Origin of the sequence: Rubrobacter tropicus (genome assembly GCF_011492945.1) — a bacterium.
Lineage (GTDB): Bacteria > Actinomycetota > Rubrobacteria > Rubrobacterales > Rubrobacteraceae > Rubrobacter_D > Rubrobacter_D tropicus.
This window is the reverse complement of the sequence record NZ_CP045119.1, coordinates 2,234,948-2,255,073: the sequence shown is the minus strand read 5'-3', so window position 1 is coordinate 2,255,073 and position 20,126 is coordinate 2,234,948. Positions and strand designations below refer to the sequence as shown.

General features: G+C 65.8%; 18 protein-coding genes and 1 tRNA gene. 17 read left to right on the top strand and 2 right to left on the bottom strand.

The features are described from left to right. The first annotated feature begins 3 nt into the window (after positions 1-3). Positions 4-648: a response regulator transcription factor gene (locus GBA63_RS11265; RefSeq protein ID WP_207957231.1), complete on the top strand. Its 645-nt coding sequence runs from the start codon at positions 4-6 to the stop codon at positions 646-648. A gap of 64 nt (positions 649-712) precedes the next feature. On the opposite strand, the gene GBA63_RS11260 is transcribed toward GBA63_RS11265, so the two are convergent. Beyond that, entirely contained in the window at positions 713-2,239 is a 1,527-nt protein-coding gene (locus GBA63_RS11260; protein WP_166176125.1) for a PucR family transcriptional regulator, read from the bottom strand. Between the two features lie 214 nt (positions 2,240-2,453). Between GBA63_RS11260 and speB (GBA63_RS11255) the strand changes: the two genes are divergently transcribed. The 6 genes from speB (GBA63_RS11255) to speB (GBA63_RS11230) all read left to right on the top strand — a co-directional run bounded on the left by speB (GBA63_RS11255) (position 2,454) and on the right by speB (GBA63_RS11230) (position 7,813). Further along, positions 2,454-3,419, top strand: a complete 966-nt coding sequence (speB, locus tag GBA63_RS11255; protein WP_166176123.1) for an agmatinase — start codon at positions 2,454-2,456, stop codon at positions 3,417-3,419. A 40-nt stretch (positions 3,420-3,459) separates the two neighbouring features. Beyond that, complete coding sequence (locus GBA63_RS11250) at positions 3,460-4,962, top strand: amino acid permease (protein ID WP_166176121.1); 1,503 nt, start codon at positions 3,460-3,462, stop codon at positions 4,960-4,962. 1 nt (position 4,963) lies between these two features. Continuing rightward, positions 4,964-5,671, top strand: a complete 708-nt coding sequence (locus tag GBA63_RS11245; RefSeq protein WP_166176119.1) for an SDR family NAD(P)-dependent oxidoreductase — start codon at positions 4,964-4,966, stop codon at positions 5,669-5,671. Further along, the gene (locus tag GBA63_RS11240) at positions 5,671-6,444 is read left to right on the top strand and encodes an SDR family NAD(P)-dependent oxidoreductase (RefSeq protein ID WP_207956724.1); all 774 of its coding nucleotides are present in this window, start codon (positions 5,671-5,673) and stop codon (positions 6,442-6,444) included. Before GBA63_RS11245 ends, GBA63_RS11240 begins: the two co-directional genes overlap by 1 nt. After that, complete coding sequence (locus tag GBA63_RS11235) at positions 6,441-6,635, top strand: hypothetical protein (protein WP_166176117.1); 195 nt, start codon at positions 6,441-6,443, stop codon at positions 6,633-6,635. Before GBA63_RS11240 ends, GBA63_RS11235 begins: the two co-directional genes overlap by 4 nt. 185 nt (positions 6,636-6,820) lie before the next feature. Further along, positions 6,821-7,813, top strand: a complete 993-nt coding sequence (speB, locus tag GBA63_RS11230) for an agmatinase (RefSeq protein WP_207956723.1) — start codon at positions 6,821-6,823, stop codon at positions 7,811-7,813. 393 nt (positions 7,814-8,206) lie between these two features. On the opposite strand, the gene ppk2 is transcribed toward speB (GBA63_RS11230), so the two are convergent. Beyond that, entirely contained in the window at positions 8,207-9,019 is an 813-nt protein-coding gene (gene ppk2, locus GBA63_RS11225) for a polyphosphate kinase 2 (RefSeq protein ID WP_407690840.1), read from the bottom strand. 318 nt (positions 9,020-9,337) lie between these two features. Here ppk2 and GBA63_RS11220 point away from each other — a divergent pair, with 318 nt between their 5' ends. From GBA63_RS11220 to ndk, 10 genes are all read left to right on the top strand, one after another. Then, entirely contained in the window at positions 9,338-10,213 is an 876-nt protein-coding gene (locus GBA63_RS11220) for an esterase/lipase family protein (protein WP_166176115.1), read from the top strand. Between the two features lie 245 nt (positions 10,214-10,458). Then, on the top strand, positions 10,459-11,400 hold the full coding sequence (locus GBA63_RS11215) for an LCP family protein (protein ID WP_228282550.1): 942 nt from the start codon (positions 10,459-10,461) through the stop codon (positions 11,398-11,400). Between the two features lie 427 nt (positions 11,401-11,827). Beyond that, positions 11,828-11,908: transfer RNA gene (locus GBA63_RS11210), tRNA-Leu, on the top strand. A 61-nt stretch (positions 11,909-11,969) separates the two neighbouring features. Then, positions 11,970-13,415 (top strand): trigger factor, encoded by a 1,446-nt coding sequence (tig, locus tag GBA63_RS11205; RefSeq protein WP_166176111.1) that lies wholly within the window; start codon positions 11,970-11,972, stop codon positions 13,413-13,415. Further along, the gene (locus GBA63_RS11200; protein ID WP_166176109.1) at positions 13,412-14,014 is read left to right on the top strand and encodes an ATP-dependent Clp protease proteolytic subunit; all 603 of its coding nucleotides are present in this window, start codon (positions 13,412-13,414) and stop codon (positions 14,012-14,014) included. The genes tig and GBA63_RS11200 overlap by 4 nt, the downstream gene beginning before the upstream one ends. A gap of 48 nt (positions 14,015-14,062) precedes the next feature. Then, a complete protein-coding gene (gene clpX, locus GBA63_RS11195) occupies positions 14,063-15,322 on the top strand; it encodes an ATP-dependent Clp protease ATP-binding subunit ClpX (RefSeq protein WP_166176107.1) in 1,260 nt (419 codons plus the stop codon). 7 nt (positions 15,323-15,329) lie between these two features. Further along, on the top strand, positions 15,330-17,879 hold the full coding sequence (locus tag GBA63_RS11190; RefSeq protein WP_166176105.1) for a valine--tRNA ligase: 2,550 nt from the start codon (positions 15,330-15,332) through the stop codon (positions 17,877-17,879). Positions 17,880-17,886: 7 nt separating this feature from the next. Further along, on the top strand, positions 17,887-19,107 hold the full coding sequence (locus tag GBA63_RS11185; RefSeq protein ID WP_166176103.1) for a bifunctional folylpolyglutamate synthase/dihydrofolate synthase: 1,221 nt from the start codon (positions 17,887-17,889) through the stop codon (positions 19,105-19,107). Positions 19,108-19,194: 87 nt separating this feature from the next. Next, positions 19,195-19,701: a double zinc ribbon domain-containing protein gene (locus GBA63_RS11180; RefSeq protein WP_166176101.1), complete on the top strand. Its 507-nt coding sequence runs from the start codon at positions 19,195-19,197 to the stop codon at positions 19,699-19,701. A 23-nt stretch (positions 19,702-19,724) separates the two neighbouring features. After that, positions 19,725-20,126: a nucleoside-diphosphate kinase gene (gene ndk, locus GBA63_RS11175; protein ID WP_166176099.1), complete on the top strand. Its 402-nt coding sequence runs from the start codon at positions 19,725-19,727 to the stop codon at positions 20,124-20,126.

The following is a 20,126-nucleotide window of genomic DNA, read 5'->3' as shown; positions in this document are numbered from 1 at the left end:
TCCCTGAGGGTCGCGATCGCCGAGGACTCGGGGCTCTTGCGGGCGGGCATCGCGCGCCTCATAACCGACGCCGGTCACCGGGTCATCGCCGAGGCGGGCGACGGGCCGGGCCTCTTGAGGATCATCGAGGAGCAACCCCCCGACGTGGCCGTCGTGGACGTGCGCATGCCGCCGGGCTTCAAAGACGAGGGCCTCAAGGCCGCCCTGGAGGCGAGGAGGCGCAGGCCCGGCCTCCCGGTGCTGGTGCTCTCCCAGTACGTCGAGGAACGCTACGGCAGGGAACTGCTCGAGTCCGGGATGGAGGGCACGGGCTACCTGCTCAAGGACCGCGTGGCCGACGTCGCCGAGTTCGTCTCGGCGCTCGAGACCGTGGGCGCCGGTGGGACCGTGCTCGATCCGGAGGTGGTGGGCCAGCTCCTGGCCCGAAGGAAGCACAACGAAGGCCTCGCCTCCCTCACCCCGCGCGAGGGCGAGGTCTTGGCCCTCGTGGCCGAGGGACGTACCAACCAGGCGATAGCGAAGGCGCTCTTCATCACCGGGGGCGCCGTGGAGAAGCACGTGAAGAGCATCTTCGGCAAGCTCGGGCTTCCCCAGGGCGAGGCCGACCACCGCCGCGTGCTGGCGGTGCTGGCCCACCTGCGCGGCTAGCACTCGCCCGTAAGCCTGGGACCCGTATCCGATACGCCGCGCGGCCTCGAAGAACCCTGCGTTTTCATCCACGTTCGCCAGCGGTGTTGAGCATTCCCGAGGCCTGCGCGGCCTTGAGCGCGAACCATAACTCAGCGACGTCCTCCGTCCGGTCCAGCCGTCGGCCCGTCAACTCCTCGACGCGGCGCATCCTGTAAACGAGCGTCTGTTTGTGTACGTGCAGTTCCTCCGCCGCCCGCCTCCAGGAACGATTCCGCCGGAGAAAGGTGGCCAACGACGCCACGAGCTGGGAGCCGTGCGACGCGTCGTAGGCCAGAATTGTCCCGAGCACGTGCTGTACCACCCGCCCCGACTCGTCGAGGTCTCTTGGCAGGAACGGCGAGAACGTGGCGTCGCCGTACCTGGCCACCCGTCCACCGGAGGCCCTCACGCTCTCCAGGGCCCAACGGGCCTCGCGATAGGCGTCCGGAACGCGCGATGGGCTCAACAGGGGATCGCTCAATCCTACCGGGTACACTTCGTCCACTTCTTCGCGGAATGCATCGATCGCCCCGGTCGTGGCCGGAAGTAACGCCGTCAGAAGGGCGCGGCGCAATAGCAGGTGGGGGATGCCCCTGTCCTCCAGCCGCACGTGTAGATCTGCCCTTCCGTCCGACCCGCCTTCTCCGTCGCACGTTGCCAGGACTCGCGGCTCCTCGGCCAGCCCCCATTCGGAGAGCAGATGAGATGCCGTCTCGGTGCCAATACGGCCGTCCACAAGCCCGGCCAGAAGCTCCGCTCCCAGACGTCGCCTTCGCTCGCTGTCCGCGATCCTCTTCTCGACCTCCAGGGCCGCAACGGTCGCCACGTGACGCAGTACAGACAGGTCCGGGGAGACATCTGCCCCGGAGATCGCGACCAGCGCCGCCGGCCTGGAGGCCGGAACGTGCAGCGCAATGGCCTGTCGGGGACCCACGCCCAGGCGCAGCACGGCGGGCATGGGCTGGGACCTGCTCCTGACCTCTTGCGTGAGCGCTTCGGTGACGCCGAGGGGCGCCCCGGGTACGTCGGGCAACAGCGAGCGTCCCCGTTCCGGGTCGAGCACGAAAAGCTCGCAGCGCGTAACCTCGCCGAGGCGCGCCATCAGGCTCTTGCCGAAAGAGCTTCCACTCACCGCCAGGCGCGCCGTCTCGTAGACCCTCACCGCCTGCACGAGCCTCGCGTGCTCACCACCCCGGTTCGCCTCCGCCACGGCCCGCGAGATCGCGGTGAAAGGAACGTCGTAGGCCGTGAGCAGCACCGGAAACGAGAGGCGATCCGCCGCTTCGGACATCTCCTCCGATAACGCCGGCGCGTGCATCTTCTCCGCGATCAGAAGCCCGCTGAGCCCCGCATCCACCAGGCGCTCCACGTACGAGACCTGCGCCCCGCCACCCTCAGGGACGGTGTAACCCACCGTCATGAGCAACTCGCCTGAAGCGAGATACTCCGTCGGATCAGGTAACTCGCAGACGTGCGCCCAGCTTACGGGCCGCCCGAGCCCGGACTCACCCGCGAAAACCCGCGTCCTCAGATCTGGCATCTCCAGCAACTCTGACACCGTAACGGTCATGACCCTTTCATACTACCGTATGAGACAATTGTTCAAATTTATACACCCGGAGTATTGCGTCGCAGAGCCCTCGGGGACAGAATGCGGCAAGAAGACTTGGGGTGAGACCTGTGGCCGGAACCCGGGCCCTTGCCGGTATATCCGGAGCAACAGAAAGATTGAGACGGACGGACCCTTGTGGCGCCGTCGTCGGTTTGCCGGATCGGGGAGGAAGATGAGCACGACCCGCTACGAACCCGCCGATTCCTTCGCGATCCCGCGCTTCTCGGGCGTGCGCACGTTCATGCGGCTTCCGAACGTGCGCGACCTCGAGAACGCCGACGCCGCAGTCGTCGGGGTCCCCTTCGATACCGGCGCTTCTTTTCGGGCCGGCGCCCGCTTCGGGCCGGAGAGCATCCGCAGCATCTCCCACCTCCTGAGGCCCTACAACCCATCCCAGCGTATCTCCATCTTCGATCACCTGTCCGTCATAGACTTTGGCGACGTGCCCGTGGTTCCTGGCTTCATAGAGGAGAGCTACGAGACCATCAAGGGAGGCCTCGAGGAGATACACCGCGCCGGCGTAGTTCCCATAGTCCTCGGTGGCGACCACTCCATAGCCCTGCCGGAGCTCCGCGCGGCGGCCTCCGTCCACGGGCCTCTGGCCCTCGTGCAGTTCGACTCCCACGCCGACACCTGGGACGAGTACTTCGGCAAGAAGTACAACCACGGGACGGTATTCCGCAGGGCGGCGGAAGAAGGCCTGCTTCGTGCCGACCGGTCCATCCAGGTAGGGATGCGCGGTTCGCTCTACGACGCCGGGGATCTCGACGCCTCGCGGAGCCTGGGCCTGGATCTCGTAACCACCGACGACGTCAGGAAGCGGGGAATTCCCGAGACGATCGGACTTATTCGCGAGAGGGTCGGCGACGCGAAGACCTACGTCTCGTTCGACGTGGACTTCGTGGATCCTGCCCACGCGCCGGGCACCGGCACGCCGGAGATCGGAGGCTTCTCCGGCCGCGAGGCGCAGGAGTTCGTGCGCGGGCTTGCCGGACTGCGCATCGTCGGCTGCGACGTGGTCGAGGTCTACCCGCAGTACGACGGTCCGGGCCAGATCACGTCGCTCCTCGCGGCGAACGTCGCCTTCGAGTTCTTGAGCCTGCTCGCCGGGACCAGAAGCATCGAGCCGGCACCGTGAACGAAGAATCCGTGTAACGTTTCCGAGGAAAGGGGCTGGGATGGAGGAGCAAAGAGCAAGAGACAACACGAGCGCGGCGCAGGAGCTCGCCCGCTACGGCTACGAGCAGACGCTCAAACGCGGCTTCAACCTCTGGTCTGTCTTCGCGCTGGCCTTCGCCTTCATCTCGCCCATCGTCGCGTTGTACGGCATCTTCGCGCTCTCCTTCGCGGCCGGCGGGCCGGCCTTCTGGTGGGGTTTTCTCGTGGTGCTGGCCGGCCAGATGCTCGTCGCCCTGATCTTCGCCGAGCTGGCCTCCATCTGGCCGCTCGCCGGCGGCGTCTACCAGTGGTCGCGCCAGATCATGGGCAACGGTTTCGGCTGGTTCGCCGGCTGGGCGTACATGTGGACCCTCGTGATCGCCATGTCCGCCGTGGCCTACGGCGCCGCGGGCTTCCTGGCCGCGATCTTCGACGTGCAGGACCCGAGCCCGCTGACCCTGGTGTTGTTCGCGCTCGGCGTCACGATAGTCGGTACGCTGGCGAACACGGTCGGACGCAGGGTTTTGAAGCTCATGGTCTACCTGAGCATAGCCGCCGAGATCCTGGGCAGCATAATTATTGGGACGGTCCTGCTCCTCTTCTACCGCGAGAATTCCTTCTCGGTCCTCTTCGACGCGTTCGGTACGGCCGGCGAGGGCTCCTACCTCTTGGGTCCCTTCCTCGCCGCCGTGGCCTTTATAGGCTGGGCATTCGTGGGATTCGAGAGCGCCGGGGCGATGGCCGAGGAAGTCGAAGACCCGAACCGCGACGTGCCAAAGGCCGTGCTGCTGTCGTTGATCTGCGTCGCCCTCATCGTCATGTACGCCGGGCTCGCAATTATCCTCGCCATACCGAACATAGGCGATGTCGTCGCGGGCACCGTCGGCGACCCGATAACAGATACCCTGGCCGCGAAGCTCGGCGCGGGCATCTCGAAACCCCTCTTCGCCGTGATCGTCGTCGGGTTCCTCGCCAGCTTCATGGCCCTGCAGGCCTCCGTCTCTCGCGTGATCTTCGCCTTCGCCCGCGACCGCGCGCTGCCTGCCTCGGGCTTTCTGGGACGGCTCGCGACCGAAGACCGCCTCCCCATAAACGCCATCCTCCTCACCTCCGTCGTCACGACGGCGCTCTTCCTGCTAGCCAACTCGGACATCTACGGCACCCTCGTCAGCTTCACCACCGGCGGCTTCTACGTAGCCTTCCTGTTTCCCCTGCTCGCCGCCCTGATAGCCCGTCTCTCCGGACGCTGGCGCCCGGGAAGGTTCTCCATCGGCGGCCTGGGTCTGGTCGTCAACGTGCTGGCCGTGATATGGGTTGCCTTCCAGATAACCAACATAGCCTGGCCGCGCACCCCGGACTTGCCCTGGTACCAGAACTATGGCGTCCTGATCATGATCGTGGCGCTTGGCGTCCTCGGCGCGGCCTCCTTCTTGCCGCTCCGGGGCAATATCGCCCTGACCCCACACAACGAGCGAGATGGCGTCGCCGCGACTGCTGAACGCCCGGGAACGGAGAGACCGTAGCATGACTACCTCCGGCAGCGGCGGCGGCGCGGCCGTCGTCACCGGGGCGGCGAGCGGCATCGGCGCCAGCATCTCGGCCCGGCTCTCCGCGACCGGCCGGAGGGTCGCGGGCCTCGACCTCCAGGAATCCGATACGGACCTCTCGCTCGTCGCCGACGTCTCCGACCGTGGCGCAGTCCTGAACGCGCTGGGCCGGGTACAGGACGAACTCGGCCCGGTCTCCGTACTCGTGACCGTGGCCGGCTACTACGAGATGCTTCCCGCCCAGGAGATCACCCCCGAGAAATGGCGGCGGATGCTGGAGGTCCACCTCGGCGGAACCTGCAACGCCTGCGCCGCCGTGCTGCCTGGCATGCTGGAGGCGGGGGGCGGCACCATAATCACGGTCTCGTCCGAGCTAGCCCTTGGCGGCGGCGCGGAAGACGCGCACTACGCCGCGGCGAAGGGCGCCATCCTTGGGTTCACGAAAAGCCTGGCCGTCGAGGTGGCAGACAGGGGCGTCCGCGTCAACTGCGTGGCCCCCGGACCAACAGACACCCCCTTGCTCGAACCGACCTCGCCCTGGCGGGACAAAGCCTTCCTGGAGACCTTACCGCTACGCCGTCTGGTGCGCACCGACGAGGTCGCGGAGGCCGTGCTGTTCCTGGTCGATGAGGGCGGCTTCTTCTGCGGGCAGGTCCTCTCCCCGAACGCCGGGGCGGTGATCTGATGGAGAAAATTGGCGGCCGCCTGGAAGGAACCGTGGCCCTGGTTACCGGAGCCGGAGGGGGGATAGGCCGCGCGACGGCCCTGCACCTCGCCGCCGAAGGCGCCGTGGTCGCGGTAAACGGCCGCGAACCAGCAGGGAAGATAGACGAAGTGGTAGACGCTTGCGGCGGGGTGCCGGCGATAGCGGACGTGTCGGACCCGGCCGCCGTCGAAGAGATGGTCTCGGCCGTCGAACAGAGCGCGGGCCCGATCGGCGTGCTCGTCGCCAACGCCGCGTACATGTCCATGGGACCCTTCCTCGAACAGGACCCGGCCGACTGGTGGCGTCAGATCGACACCAACCTCTCGGGAACCTTCTACCTGGTCCGGTCGGTCCTGCCTCACATGAGACGCCTCGGCGGCGGACGCATCGTCATCGTGAGCTCCGAGTGGGGCGTCAGCGGGTGGCCGAACGCCACCGCCTACGCCGCGTCCAAGGCTGGCCTGATCTCCCTGGGCAAGACCCTCGGCAGGGAACTCGCCCCCGAGAACATCATCACCAACGTGGTCGCCCCCGGCGTCGTAGACACCCCTCAACTCGAGCAGGACGCCAGGGACGCTGGCGTCTCGATGGGCGAGATAAAGGCCCGCTACGCTTCACAGACACCCGTCGGAAGGATCGGAAGCCCGGAGGAGATAGCCGCCACGGTCGCGTTTCTCGCCGCCGCCGATTCAGCCGCCTTCGTAGGCCAGGTCCTACAGCCCAACGGCGGCACCACGAGGAGTTGGGCATGAGCGGGACCAAGCGCAGAACGGGCGATCGGCGTAAAAGCGCCAGGGCCGTGGCAATGTCGACCTTCGACTTCGACGCCGAGGCGCCGATCCTCGCCGAGGACCTCTGGACCATGTCCCGCCGGGCCCACGGCCCGAAGGTCGGTGTGCCTCGCAACCTCGACTTCGTGGCTAACTTGGAAGGGCGAACTTGACCTGATGCGGCAGACGGGAGCCCTCTGTGTGCTGACGTGCCATCCTTTTCCGGGCGAGCGACCTTCCCTTATCCGGGCCACAGAAGGCTTCATAAGCTTCGCCAGAGAGTGCGGTGACGTCCGATTCTCTGAGACAGACCGGCTGGCGGACGCAGTGCTTCAGGATTCCGAAGAAGGAGCATAGAGTGAGCACCCCTGAGCAGAACAACACCGACTCAACCATGTGGACGAGCCTTCTCCACTCCGGGTTGGCCAGCTCCTTCCTGAGGCTCCCCCACGTACCGCCCGACGCGGAGCAACTGAGAGCCGCCGGGGCCGGAGCTGCGATCTACGGCATCCCGTGGGATTCCACGGTCATCAGCCGCTCCGGCGCGAACTACGGCCCGCGTGGCATCCGGGAAGCTTCCTTGCAGGCTCTGAGCTACAACGCAACCCTAAATATCGACCTCGTCGATGCCCTGAACCCCGTCGACTGTGGCGACGCCGCCACCACGCTCGCCAACGCGGAGAAGACGTTTGGGAGCGCCCAGAAGGACATCGGTAGCATCCTCGCCGCCGGCGCGCTGCCCGTCACGTTGGGGGGAGATCATTCCGTTACCATCCCAGCCGTGAGGGCCGTGGCCGAGCGCCACACGAATCCCTCCCTGGTCCTGGTCGACGCGCACCTCGACACGGCGTCGGACGTCGGCGGAGAGACCCTCAACCACTGTTGCCCGATCACGCGCGCCGTAGAGGCCGGGTTTCCTCCGCAAAACATCGCCATAATCGGGGCGACCGGCTGGCTCAACCCTCGCAGTGAGCTGGAGTACTGCCGCCAAAACGGCATAGAGATCGTCTGGCTCGAAGACATCCTCGAGAACGGTCTGAAGAGGGCGCTAGATCGCGTGCTGCATGCGGTGGGTCGTGGCACGGATGGCGTCTACCTCAGTGTAGACATCGACGCCCTCGACGGCGCGTACGCACCCGGCACGGGCGTGCCGGGCACAGGAGGAATGACCACAAGGGAGATCCTTGCGATAGTCCGCCGGGTCTCCGCCCGAGGACTGCTTGGGATGGACCTCGTCGAGGTCGCACCCACCCTCGATCCCACGAATACAACAACCACCACAGCCGTGCGCATCTTGCTGGACGCTCTGGCGTTCCATGCCAGAAGCGCTTCACGACGCCCCCGGACCTGATACCGATACACGCGGCGCCTCCGGGCCGAAACTCCCCGTTGAACAAGAACGCCGTCTCGCGAGCACCGAGGTTGGTACGTCCAGAACCCCGCAGTTGCCACACGAGCAGACGCTTCGTAGAGGTGAAAAAGGCGGGGATGATCAATGGCCGAGCACCCTACACCAAATCCTCGGAAACCAGATTGCTGGACCCCGCAGGACCCGACGAAACACTCCGGAATCTCCGGTTGGTTTTGTGGCTCCGAAGGCTGCGAGTTTCGGGTCCCGTCGGTCACCCTTTCATCGCAGGGAAAATGTGATGCCAGACCAAGAAGCTGGGCCACGTCTACTGCAAGTGGCCTGCGAGGTTCCAGGGTGTTCTGCGGGACCCCTTGATCCGGGCGTGCGCTCCCGCTAGTAGACCTGCGGAATGAAGCGCTGGGTCTCGCGGGGTGGGCGGACGTAGTCGGGATCGTCCTGGCGTTCGGGCAGTTCGAGTGGCGGCTTCGGCTCGTATTCGTAGGGGATGCTGGAGAGGAGGTGGGAGATGGTGTTGAGGCGCGCCCGCCTTTTGTTGTCCGCCTCGACGACCCACCAGGGGGATAGATCCGTGTCCGTGCGGGCGAACATTACGTCCTTTGCGCGGGAGTAGTCGACCCAGCGCCTGCGGGATTCGAGGTCCATGGGGCTCAGCTTCCAGTGCTTGCTGGGGTCGGAGAGGCGGTCCTGGAAGCGGCGCTCCTGCTCGTCGTCGGAGACGGAGAACCAGTACTTGATGAGCTTTATGTTCGAGCGGAGGAGCATCTCTTCGAAGAGGGGGGTCGAACGCAGGAACTCCTGGTACTCCTCCTCGTTGCAGAAGCCCATGACGCGCTCGACGCCCGCCCGGTTGTACCAGGAGCGGTCGAACAGGACCATCTCGCCGGCGGCCGGCAGCTCGGCCACGTAACGCTGGAAGTACCACTGGGTGCGCTCCCTGTCGCTCGGTGCCGGAAGCGCGGCGATGCGGCACACGCGCGGGTTCATGGCGTCGTTGATGCGTTTGATGGTCCCGCCCTTGCCGGCCGCGTCCCTGCCCTCGAACACGACCACCACCCGCAGCCCTTTCTCCCTGATGTACTCCTGGAGCTTGACCAACTCCACCTGCAGCCTCTTCAGCTCCGACTCGTAATCCCGCTTCTTGAGCTTACCGACTTTCCCGTCCGCCTCCGCCATGCCCTGCGCCATCCGACCGCCGGCGTTGCCGTTGGCCCTCCCAGACTTCTTACTCTTCGACTTGTCTTTCGCCACGATCTTCCTCCTAAAGAACCCGCGTCGTTCTCAAGAAGCGTCTCACGTAGTGCCGTTTAGTGCAATCTCCGTCGTTACCCTCCGTCTTTCGACGCCGGCCGCCGCGTTCCTGTCCTCGCCGCTGTTGACACGGGGTCGGTGGGGGAAGAGAATCCCTTCTGGTATCCAGGCCAGAGTTCGTTACGGGAAAGGCGCTTGTGTGGGGGGATCTTTCGGGGATGCTCCGGTGTTCGGGGGCGCTTCAGGGTAGGTCTGGTGGCGGTTTCCGTGGTGGTTGCCGTTGCCGTGGGGATGCTGGCGTTCGGGGGGAAATCCGAGGCCCAGGCCGGCGACGGGGCGTTCCTTGCGAGGGAGGGAACGCCGCCTCCCGGCGCCAACGTCCGGTGCAGGCCGACCAGGGCGCATCCCTATCCCGTGGTGCTCGTGCACGGGACCTTCGAGACCATGGAGCAGAACTGGGCGGTCGTTTCGCCGAGGCTCAAGCGGGAGGGCTACTGCGTCTTCGCGCTCAACTACGGAAACCGTGGGCTGGGCCCGATCGGGGACTCCGCGAAGGAGCTCGGCCGGTTCGTTGGCAACGTGATGAGGTTTACGGGGGCGCAGAAAGTCTCGCTCGTCGGGCACAGCCAGGGCGGGATGATGCCCAGGCGTTGGATCAAGAGCCAAAACGCCGGCAACAGGGTGGACGATCTTGTCGGGTTCGCCCCTTCGAACTACGGCACGGAGCTCAACAGCGCGACGAGCGAGGATTCAACGGCCGAGGACTTCGGTCTCCCGGTCTCCGGCACCTCCGGCCCGTGCCGGGCGTGCGACCAGCAGAGCGCCGGGTCCCCGTTCCTCAAGAGGCTCAACGGGGGAGACGACACGCTCGGCTCCGCGTCCTACACCCAGATCGCCACGGATGACGACGAGATCATCATCCCCTACACCCGTTGCTTCTTGAAGGGCGAGCTGCGCACGGCCAACCTCACCCTCCAGGACTACTACGAGCCGGACCTGATCGTCACCCACCAGAACATCTACGACGACCCTATCGCCCAGGAGTTCATGCTCGACGCCCTCGACAACCCCGGCCCGACAAAACCAGGACGGGCGCTCCGCGACTTCCCGCTACCCCGGGCCGGCGCCTGAAGCGGTCTGCAGAAAGACCGGGCCGGTGGATAGGTCCCGAGGCTTTCAGGTTCTTGTGTGTGCTTCGCGGGGCCGGGTGCCGACCTCCCACTCCTAGAAACCTCGGAACCTCGCCTGCATCGAGGATCAATCATCTTGCAGGCCGCCGTAGGCCAACGCCGCCTGGTTCCCTGACCCTCCTTCAGGATCATAGCGTCCGAAATCCGGTTTGATTTGGCCTTTGTGCGAGATTAGACTTGCCCGGGATGAGGGACTTCCAGAATTACACCAAGGAGCCCGGTGCTGCGCGCCGCCGGTGGTGGGTGTGGTCGCTGCCGGTCGTTCTGGTCGCGGTGGTGGTCGGGGGGGTGGCTCTCGCCTACGAGCCCGGTGGCGGTGAGGCCGGGGAGCCGGAGCGGGTAAACGCCTCTCCTACCAGCTGGATCCAACGCATGTTCGGCGGGACCGGGCAGCTCACCGAGGGACCCTTCAACGTGCTCGTGCTCGGCGTCGACGAGCGGCCGGATAGCGAGGAAGAGGGGAGCCGGACCGACACCATAATGCTGGTGCGCGTGGTCCCGGACAGCGGCGACGTGAAGCTCCTCTCCGTCCCGAGGGACCTGCTCGTCGAGGTCGAGCCCGGCCGGGAGGACAGGATCAACGCCGCCTACAACTACGGCGGCATAGAGCAGACGATCACGGCTTTCGAGGAGTACTCTGGCATCGGCATCGACCACTACGCCATCGTCGACTTCGAGGGCTTCAAGGACGTAATAAACGCCATGGGCGGCGTCGAGGTCGACGTGCAGGATGAGATCCCGCCAAAATACAAGATCGAAGACGGCCTCCAGACCCTCAACGGCCAGCAGGCCCTCTTCTACGCCCGCTACCGCGGCACCCCGGAAGGCGACCTCGACCGCATCAAACACCAGCAGCAGCTGGTAGCCGCCCTGCGCAGCCAGGCCTTCGACTGGAGCACCGTAAAACAGCTACCCAAAATCCTCAAAGTAGCCAACCGCAACGTCCAGACCGACCTCGGCCTGACAGACGGCATCTCCCTGGGCAAGATCCTGATCCGCCGCGGCCCCAACGCCCAGATGACCTCAGAACAACTCCAGGGAGACCCGGAGACCCTGGAAAACGGTAACCAGGTCCTCGTCCCGGACAACGAAGCCAACGAACCAATCCTGGACCAGTTCCGCTACTAGCTCGCAGCCTTTGGCTGCGAGCAGCACGCTCCGGCTGTCGCCTCCGCTTGTCAGCCCGGCGCCGCGCGCCTTTCAGCCCGCTGCAGCCTTCGGCTTCCGCTCTCAGCACGCCTCCCTGCGGGAGGCTTTCAGCCGGTCGTCTGTGCGCGTTACGCCTCCCGGTACCCAAACCGTCCCGCGCTGCCCGCCCGGCCCGTGCGCAACAAGAAGCTGAAAGCGGAGGCGAAGCCGGAGCGGGCTGAGAGCGAGGACTGCGAAGCAGGCCGACGCGTGCCGAGAGCGGAGCCCTTAGGGCGTAGCGTGCTGACAAGCGGAGGCGACAGCCGGAGCGTGCCGCGCCGGCCGCGCTGGCTTGGCCTGCGCTCTCAGCGCAACAGGCCGGCGCGACAATGGTGGCTGTTATACTTCTGCCCAGGTTCTACGGCGGGCGAGAGTGGTGGAACGGTAGACACGCTAGATTTAGGATCTAGTGCCTTCGGGCGTGCGGGTTCAAGTCCCGCCTCTCGCACTTCGCCGGGTCGGCGGGTGTGGCACGCCGGGTCCGGGTCGTTTAGGAGGAACTGGAGGGTATGACGGCTAACGTTACGAAGCTCGAGGAGAACAAGGTGCGTCTGGACGTCGAGGTGCCCCCCGACGCCGTCCGCAAGGGCGTCGAGGCGAAGGTCAGGGAGCTCGGCCGCCAGGTGCGGGTCCCCGGCTTCAGGCCGGGCAAGGCGCCGCGGCGTGTGATCGAGAACCGCCTCGGGCGCGACTACATCATGATGGAGGCCCTCCAGGAGGCCCTCCCCAGCTGGTACTCGGAGGCCGTGGTCGAGACCGACCTGAGGCCCATCGACCGGCCCGAGATCAACTTCGACGACCCCTTGAGCGAGGAGAGCGGCTTCAAGTTCTCCGCGACCGTCGAGGTGCGCCCCCAGGCCAAACTCGGCGACTACAAGGGCGTCGAGGTCCCGAAGCGCGAGGTCGAGGTCTCCGACGAAGAGGTCGACGCCCAACTCGAGGAGTTGCGCGGGCAGTTCGCGACGCTTGCGGCGGTCGAGGACAGGCCGGCGGCGGAGGGCGACTTCGCCATCATCGACTTTGCCGGCGAGAACATGACGACCGGCGAGCCGCTCGAAGGCGGCCAGGCCGAGGACTACATGCTGGAGATCGGGCGCGGCGAGCTTCTCGAAGACTTCGAGAACAACGTGGTCGGGATGAAGCCGGACGAGCGCAAGCGGTTCGGCGTAACGTTCCCCGCAGATTACGCGGAGGCTTCGTTGCAGGGCCAGTCCGTGCTCTTCAACGTTCACCTCAAGGAGATCAAGGAGCGCGACCTCCCCGAGCTCGACGACGAGTTCGTCCAGGAGGCGAGCGAGTTCGAGACGCTGGACGAGCTGCGGGCGGCCATCCGGGAGCAGTTGGAGCAGGCCGCGGAGCAACGCGTCTCCGGCGAGTTCAGGGCGCGGGTGCTCGACGTGGTCGCGAGCAACGCCGAGGTCGAGGTGCCCGACGTGATGGCTCACGAGAAGGCGCACGAGATGGTAGAGAGCTTCGAGCGGAGCGTGCGGGCGCAGGGGATGGACCCCCAGCAGTACTACCAGCTCGCCGGCTCCAACCACCACGAGTTCGAGCAGCGCGTCAGGCCCGAGGCCGAGGACACGGTCAAGAAGGAGCTCGTGCTCGACGCCGTGGCCGTGGCCGAGAACATAACCGCCGACGACGAGGCGGTGATGCACGAGATCGGGCACCTCGCCGAAGAATCCGACCGGGCCCCGGAAGAGATAGCCGAGACCATGAAGGCGAACGGGACCTACTCGCTCCTGCAGGAGGAGATCTCCCGCCAGAAAGCACTCGACTTTCTCGCCGAGAACGCCACCCCGGTCGAGATGCCGGAGGAGGATGCCTCAGACGAGGGCATGGAGGCAGGCGGGGAGACGCCGGGCGCCGAGGAGGAGCCCGAGGGCGGCGAGGCCGCGGTCGAGGCGACCGTCGAGGCCGGAACAGCAGACGACGATCAAAAGGAGAAAGAATGAGCTACCAAGATCCCCAGGGCGTCATACCCTACGTAATCGAGCAGAGCCCGCGCGGCGAACGGGCCATGGACATCTACTCGCGGCTGTTGAAGGACAGGATCATCTTCCTCGGCACCCCCGTGGACGACCAGGTCGCGAACGCCATAATGGCCCAGCTCCTCCACCTCGAGAGCGAGGATCCGGAGCAGGACATCAACCTGTACATAAACTCCCCGGGCGGTTCCGTCACGGCAGGGCTCGCGATCTACGACACGATGCGCTTCGTCAAGCCCGACATCGTCACGACCGCCTTGGGTATGGCGGCCTCGATGGGGGCCTTCTTGCTCGCGGCCGGCGCCAAGGGCAAGAGGAGCGCGCTCCCGAACACGCGGATCCTCCTTCACCAGCCGAGCGTCGGTGGGCTCGCCGGGCAGGCTTCGGACGTGGAGATCCACGCCAAGGAGCTCGTGCACACCAAGCGGCGCCTGAACGAGATTTTGGCCGAGAACACCGGGCAGGACTACGACAGGATCGAGCGCGACACCGACCGCGACTACATAATGGGCCCCGAGGAGGGCATCGAGTACGGCGTCATCGACAACATAATCAGGAACCACTAAGGGACCTGGTGAGAGACGGCAGCAAGCTCTTGGGGAGGCCTTAACGGTATGAGGGACCCGTCGGATCAGCTGCAGTGCTCTTTCTGCGGAAAGAGCCAACGCCAGGTCAGGAAGCTCATAGCAGGCCCCGGCGTCTACATCTGCGACGAGTGCATCGAGCTTTGTAACGAGATCATCGACGAAGAGTTCTCGGGACCAGAGCTTCTCAAGGACGACGACCTCCCGAAGCCCCGCGAGATCAACCGCATCCTCAACGAGTACGTTATCGGCCAGGAGGACGCCAAGAAGGTCCTGGCCGTCGCCGTCTACAACCACTACAAGCGTATCCAGATGGGCGCCGAAGCGACCGACGGTACCGAGCTCCAGAAATCCAACATCCTGATGCTCGGCCCGACCGGATCAGGGAAGACCTTACTGGCGCAGACTCTCGCCCGCATCCTCAACGTACCCTTCGCCATCGCCGACGCGACGGCGCTCACCGAGGCCGGCTACGTCGGCGAGGACGTCGAGAACATCCTGCTCAAGCTGATCCAGGCCGCCGACTTCGACGTGAAGAAGGCGGAGACCGGGATCATCTACATCGACGAAATAGACAAGGTCGCCCGCAAGTCGGACAACCCGTCTATAACGCGCGATGTCTCCGGCGAGGGCGTCCAGCAGGCCCTGCTCAAGATCCTTGAGGGTACGGTAGCATCCGTCCCGCCGCAGGGCGGGCGCAAGCACCCGCACCAGGACTTTTTGCAGATCGACACGAAGAACGTGCTGTTCATCTGCGGCGGGGCCTTCGGGGGGCTGGAGGAGATCATCCGCCAGCGCATCGGCAAGAAAAGCATAGGCTTCGGCTCCGACGTGGACCAGCGGCTCAAGCAGGAGGACGACGCCCTCTTGCAGCACGTCCAGCCCGAGGACCTCTTGAAGTACGGCCTGATCCCCGAGTTCGTGGGCCGCCTGCCGGTGATCTCGACGCTCCGCCTGCTCGAGCAGGAGGACCTGGTCCGCATCCTGACCGAGCCGAAGAACGCCCTGGTCCGACAGTTCCGCCAGTTCTTCCGCTACGACAAGGTGGACCTCACTTTCACCGACGAGGCCCTCGCGGCCGTCGCGGAGCTGGCGCTCGAACGCGGCACGGGCGCCCGGGGTCTGCGAAGCATCCTGGAGAGTTCGCTACTGCCGACGATGTACGACCTGCCGAGCCGCTCGGACGTGAACAAGTGCGTGGTCGACGCGGACACGGTTAAGGAGGGCGTGCAGCCCTCGCTCGTGACGGGCGCGCAGAAATACTCGTACGACGAAGAAGAGACGGCTTAAAGGTTCCTTGAGCCAGACCGGGATACCAAAAACATACGACCACCGCGCCGTGGAGGCGCGCCTCTACGAGGAGTGGGAGAGGACGGGCGCCTTCGAGGCCGACCCTAACCCCGACAAGCCCGCGTACTGCATTGTGATGCCCCCGCCGAACGTGACGGGGGCGCTCCACATGGGCCACGCTTTGAACGGCTCCATCCAGGACACCCTCGCCCGCAGGGCCCGCATGAAGGGCTACGAGGCCCTCTGGCTGCCCGGCGTGGACCACGCCTCCATCGCGCTCCAGAACGTGCTCGAGCGCAAAATTCTTCGCGAAGAAGGCAAGACGAAGTGGGAGGTCGGGCGCGAGGAGTTTATCGAGCGGTGCCGCGAGTTCGCCGAGGAGGCCCGCGGCACGATGCTCGGCCAGCTCAGGCGCCTCGGCGCCTCCGCGGACTGGCGCCGCCTGCGCTACACGATGGACGAGAAGTACGTCGACTCCGTGCTCACGGCCTTTATCGAGCTGTACAACGACGGATCCATCTACCGCGGCACGCGCATCGTCAACTGGTGCCCCCGCGACCGCTCGGCCATCTCGGACCTGGAGGTCAACTACGAGGACACGGACGGCAGGCTCTACGGCCTCCGCTACCCGTTCTCGGACGGCAGGGGCCCCGGCCCCGACGGCAATGACTTCGTGCAGGTCTTCTCCACCCGCCCCGAGACGATGCTCGGCGACGTGGCGCTGGTCGTCAACCCGGAAGACGAACGGTACAAAGCGCTCGTCGGGAGGCGAGTCACGGTCCCGTTCGTGGGGCGTGAGATCGAGGTCTTCGCCGACGACCACGTCGAGCCCGAGTTCGGGACCGGCATCCTGAAGGTGACGCCGGCCCACGACCCGAACGACTACGAGATCGGCCAGAGGCTCGGCCTCGAAGCCGTCAACGTCCTCAACCCGGACGGCACGATCAACGAGAACGGCGCGGACTTCGCCGGCACTGACCGCTTCGAGGCGCGCAAGGCCGTGGTCGAGCGGTTGGGGGAGATGGGACTTCTCGGCGAAGTGAAGGACTACAGGCACAGGGTCGGGCATTGCGACCGGTGCGGGGCCGTGATCGAGCCGTGGCTCTCTGAGCAGTGGTGGGTGGCGATGGAAGAGCTCGCCAAACCCGCGATAGAGGCGCTGAAGAAGGGCGAGATCACGGTCTACCCCGACTCCTGGCGCCGGGAGACTATCCGCTGGCTCGAGAACATCCACGACTGGAACGTCTCCCGCCAACTCTGGTGGGGCCACAGAATCCCCGTCTGGTACGGACCGGACGGCGAGACCGTCGCCTCGAAGGAGTCGCCGGGCGAGGGCTGGGAGCAAGACCCGGACATCCTCGACACCTGGTTTTCGAGCGGCCTGTGGCCGTTCGCCACGCTCGGATGGCCGGAAGAGAACGAGGACCTCGAGTACTTCTACCCGACGAGCCTGCTCTCGACGGCCCGCGAGATCATGTACCTGTGGGTGGCGCGTATGATCATGATGGGCCTCCGCTTCCGCGGCGAAGTCCCGTTCGAAAAGGTGAACGTTCACTCCATAGTCCTGGCCGAGGACGGCACCAAGATGAGCAAGTCGAAGGGCAACACCATCAACCCCCTCGACCTCTTCGAGGAGTACGGCACGGACGCCGTCCGCTTCGGCCTCCTGTACCAGTCCTCGACCCAGGACTTCGCCTACTCCTACGAACGCGCCGCCATGGGCCGCGCCTTCGTTACCAAACTCTGGAACGCGACCCGCTTTATCTTGAACTACCCCGAGCCCGACGGAGACGGAGAAATGTCCGTTTCGGACCGTTGGATCCTCTCCGAGTTCAACCGCACGGCCCGCGAGTACGACGGATTGCTCGAAGAGTGCGAGTTCTCCGAGGCGATGCGTCTGATCTACGGCTTCGCCTGGAATCAGTTCGCCGACTGGTACATCGAGATAGCAAAAGCCAGCCCGTCTCCCGCGACGCCACGCGTATTGAGGGAGGTGTTCGTCGGCACCCTGAAGCTGCTCCACCCCGTCATGCCGTTCGCCACGGAGGAGATGGCCGGCATCATGGGCGAAGAAGGACCCCTCGCCCGACGTGAGTTTCCGACCTACGACTCCTCGCTAGAAGATGCGGAAGCCGACGCTCTGCTGGGCCGTACCAAACGCGCCGTCTCCGCGGTCAGGTCCTTCAGGGCCGAATCCAGGGTGGACGGGCGGCTCGAAGGCCGGGTGTCTGGCGAGGTAGATCGCGCGGTCTTCGGAAGCCTGACGGGGGTCGGGTTGGTCGATGAGATCCGGAGCGATGCCACGGCGACGTTGCCGGCGGGCGACGCGGTGGTCGAGTTGGCGTTGAGCGAGGAGTTGAGGCGGGGTGAGATAGAACGCCTGCGCAAGGAGATCTCGCGCGTAGAAGGCGAAGTGAAGCGGGCGGAAGGCAAGCTCTCGAACGAGAAGTTCGTCGAGCGCGCCCCGGCCGCCGTGGTCTCGGCCGAGCGCGAGAAACTCCAGACCAATACCCGGATGCTCGAAACGCTCAACGTCCGCCTGGAAGGCTACCTCTAGCCCCACGTTGACCTCCTCTTTCGATTCGGTGTGCCGCGAGTTGGACCGCCGCCGCCGCGTAACGATGGGGCTCGAGCGCATAGAAGCCCTGCTCTCGCTTCTCGGAGACCCTCACCGAAAAGTCCGGGTAGTCCAGGTGGTCGGGACGAACGGCAAGGGCACGACGGCGGTCGCGCTCTCCGCCGCGCTGTCGGGGGCGGGGCACCCCGCGGGAACGTACCTGTCTCCGCACGTGCTCTCGTATACCGAACGCGTCATGGTCGGCGGGAGGTCTGTCTCCGAAGAGCGCTTCGCCGCCGCGATGGGCGAGACCATGAAGGTCGCGGATCGGCACGGCGTTCCCGCTTCCCAGTTCGAGTTGTTGACGGCGGGGGCGGTCAAGCTCTTCGCCGACGAGGGGCTTGCGTGGGCGGTGCTCGAGGCCGGGCTCGGCGCCAGGTATGACGCGACAACGGCCGCCGGGCCTGAGGCGGTGGTGCTGACCAACGTGGGGCTGGATCACGCCGAGTACCTCGGGGAGACGGTAGGGGAGATCTCGTCCGAGAAACTCGCCAGCGTCTCTTCCGGCTCGGTCCTGATCCTCGGCACCGACGACCCGACCGTCCTCTCCATGGCGCGCGACCGGTGCGCGGAGGTCGGCGCCCGCCTCGTCCGGGCAGCCTCGAGGCCGGGATACCGTGCCCCGAAAACGATGCCGCCCTACTCGGTTCGGGACGCGTCGCTCGGGGTGAGGGCTGCCGAGGAGTTGGCGGGGGAGAAGCTGGATGACGGGGCGAGATCCCGAGCCTTCAGAGCCGTCGCGGGGGCATTGCCCGCGCGATTCGAGGAGTATCGGGTAGACGGGGTGCCTGTCGTCGTGGATGGAGGGCACAACGTCTCCGGGGTGGAGGCCGCCCTGGAGGCGATGGACGGGGTCTATGGCGGGATGCCGCTCGCCGTGGTCTTCGGCGTCTTGCGAGACAAGGATGCTGTCAGTATGCTTACCGCCTTGAGTAATCGGGCCCGGACGGTCGTGTTGACGCGCCCGGAGGGCGAGAGGGCCGCGGAGCCGGCGGAGGTTTCGGCGGGGCGGCTAGAGGCGGAGGGGGACGAGACGTTGACTGTGGAGGACCCGGTAGAGGCGGTTCGCGTCGCCGTCCGGGGTGTCGCGGGGGAAGGAGGGGCCGTGCTGGTTTTGGGTTCCTTCGCCACGGCGGCGCCCGTGTTGCGGTGGTTGCGTGACGGGTAGGGGGATCTGGCGCCTCGTGGGCCTGCTTTTGGTCGTGGCCGTGGCGGCTTTTGTGCTCGGATACGTCCTAATGGTAAGGTTTATCTCATGAGTTTGGCCGCAAGCGCGCTGCTGATGCTGCAGCAAGACGCAGATCCGTTCCAGATCATCTCCGACTTTCTGGACAGCCCGATCCTCAGGATCTCGGGCCAGCTCATCGTGCTGCTCTTCGTCGTGCTGTGGGTCGCGCTCGTCTACTGGACCTACACGGACGCCGGGCGACGCGGGGCCACGCGGGTCTTGTGGGGCATCGTGGCGGTCATCTTCCCTTACGTAGGGACCCTGATCTACCTGATAGTCCGCCCCCCCGAGTACCTGGACGAGTCCCGCGAGCGCGAGCTCGAGACGGCGGTCCTGGAAAGGGAGTTGCGCAACAGCATCCTTCTCTGCCCGAACTGCCGCAACCTGGTGGAGAAGGATTACCTGATCTGCCCTACCTGCGCCTGGGAGCTCAAGAAGCCCTGCATCAACTGCGACAGGCCGCTCAACCAGGAGTGGGGGATGTGCCCGTACTGCGGCACGGACCAACGCTCCGGCAAGAAAATGACCTGGTAACAAACGCTGGATAGGAGATAGACGTGGAAGAGACACTCGTACTGGTAAAGGGCGATGGCGTCCGCCGCAGGCTCGTCGGTGAGATCATACGGCGCATAGAGGCGAAGAGCCTGGACATCGACGCCCTGAAGAAGATGAACGTGAGCCGCGAGCTCGCCGAGGAGCACTACGCCGAGCACCGCGAGAAGCCGTTCTTCGAGGAGCTCGTGGAGTTCATAACCTCGACCCCGGTCGTCGCCATGCGGGTGCGCGGCGAGGGCGCCATCAAGGTGATGCGCACCCTCATGGGCTCGACGAACCCCGCCGAGGCCGCCCCGGGCACGATCAGGGGCGACCTGGCCCTCTCCCTCCCGGACAACCTCGTCCACGGCTCGGACTCCCCCGAGAGCGCGCAAAGGGAGCTGGGCCTCTTTTTCGGCCAGTAG

Coding starts and splice junctions, on each gene's coding strand:
- GBA63_RS11260 (WP_166176125.1), bottom strand. CDS start 2,239: ATGACCGTTACGGTGTCAGAGTTGCTGGAGATGCCAGATCTGAGGACG.
- speB (WP_166176123.1), top strand. CDS start 2,454: ATGAGCACGACCCGCTACGAACCCGCCGATTCCTTCGCGATCCCGCGC.
- GBA63_RS11250 (WP_166176121.1), top strand. CDS start 3,460: ATGGAGGAGCAAAGAGCAAGAGACAACACGAGCGCGGCGCAGGAGCTC.
- GBA63_RS11245 (WP_166176119.1), top strand. CDS start 4,964: ATGACTACCTCCGGCAGCGGCGGCGGCGCGGCCGTCGTCACCGGGGCG.
- GBA63_RS11240 (WP_207956724.1), top strand. CDS start 5,671: ATGGAGAAAATTGGCGGCCGCCTGGAAGGAACCGTGGCCCTGGTTACC.
- GBA63_RS11235 (WP_166176117.1), top strand. CDS start 6,441: ATGAGCGGGACCAAGCGCAGAACGGGCGATCGGCGTAAAAGCGCCAGG.
- ppk2 (WP_407690840.1), bottom strand. CDS start 9,019: ATGGCGCAGGGCATGGCGGAGGCGGACGGGAAAGTCGGTAAGCTCAAG.
- GBA63_RS11215 (WP_228282550.1), top strand. CDS start 10,459: ATGAGGGACTTCCAGAATTACACCAAGGAGCCCGGTGCTGCGCGCCGC.
- tig (WP_166176111.1), top strand. CDS start 11,970: ATGACGGCTAACGTTACGAAGCTCGAGGAGAACAAGGTGCGTCTGGAC.
- GBA63_RS11200 (WP_166176109.1), top strand. CDS start 13,412: ATGAGCTACCAAGATCCCCAGGGCGTCATACCCTACGTAATCGAGCAG.
- clpX (WP_166176107.1), top strand. CDS start 14,063: ATGAGGGACCCGTCGGATCAGCTGCAGTGCTCTTTCTGCGGAAAGAGC.
- GBA63_RS11180 (WP_166176101.1), top strand. CDS start 19,195: ATGAGTTTGGCCGCAAGCGCGCTGCTGATGCTGCAGCAAGACGCAGAT.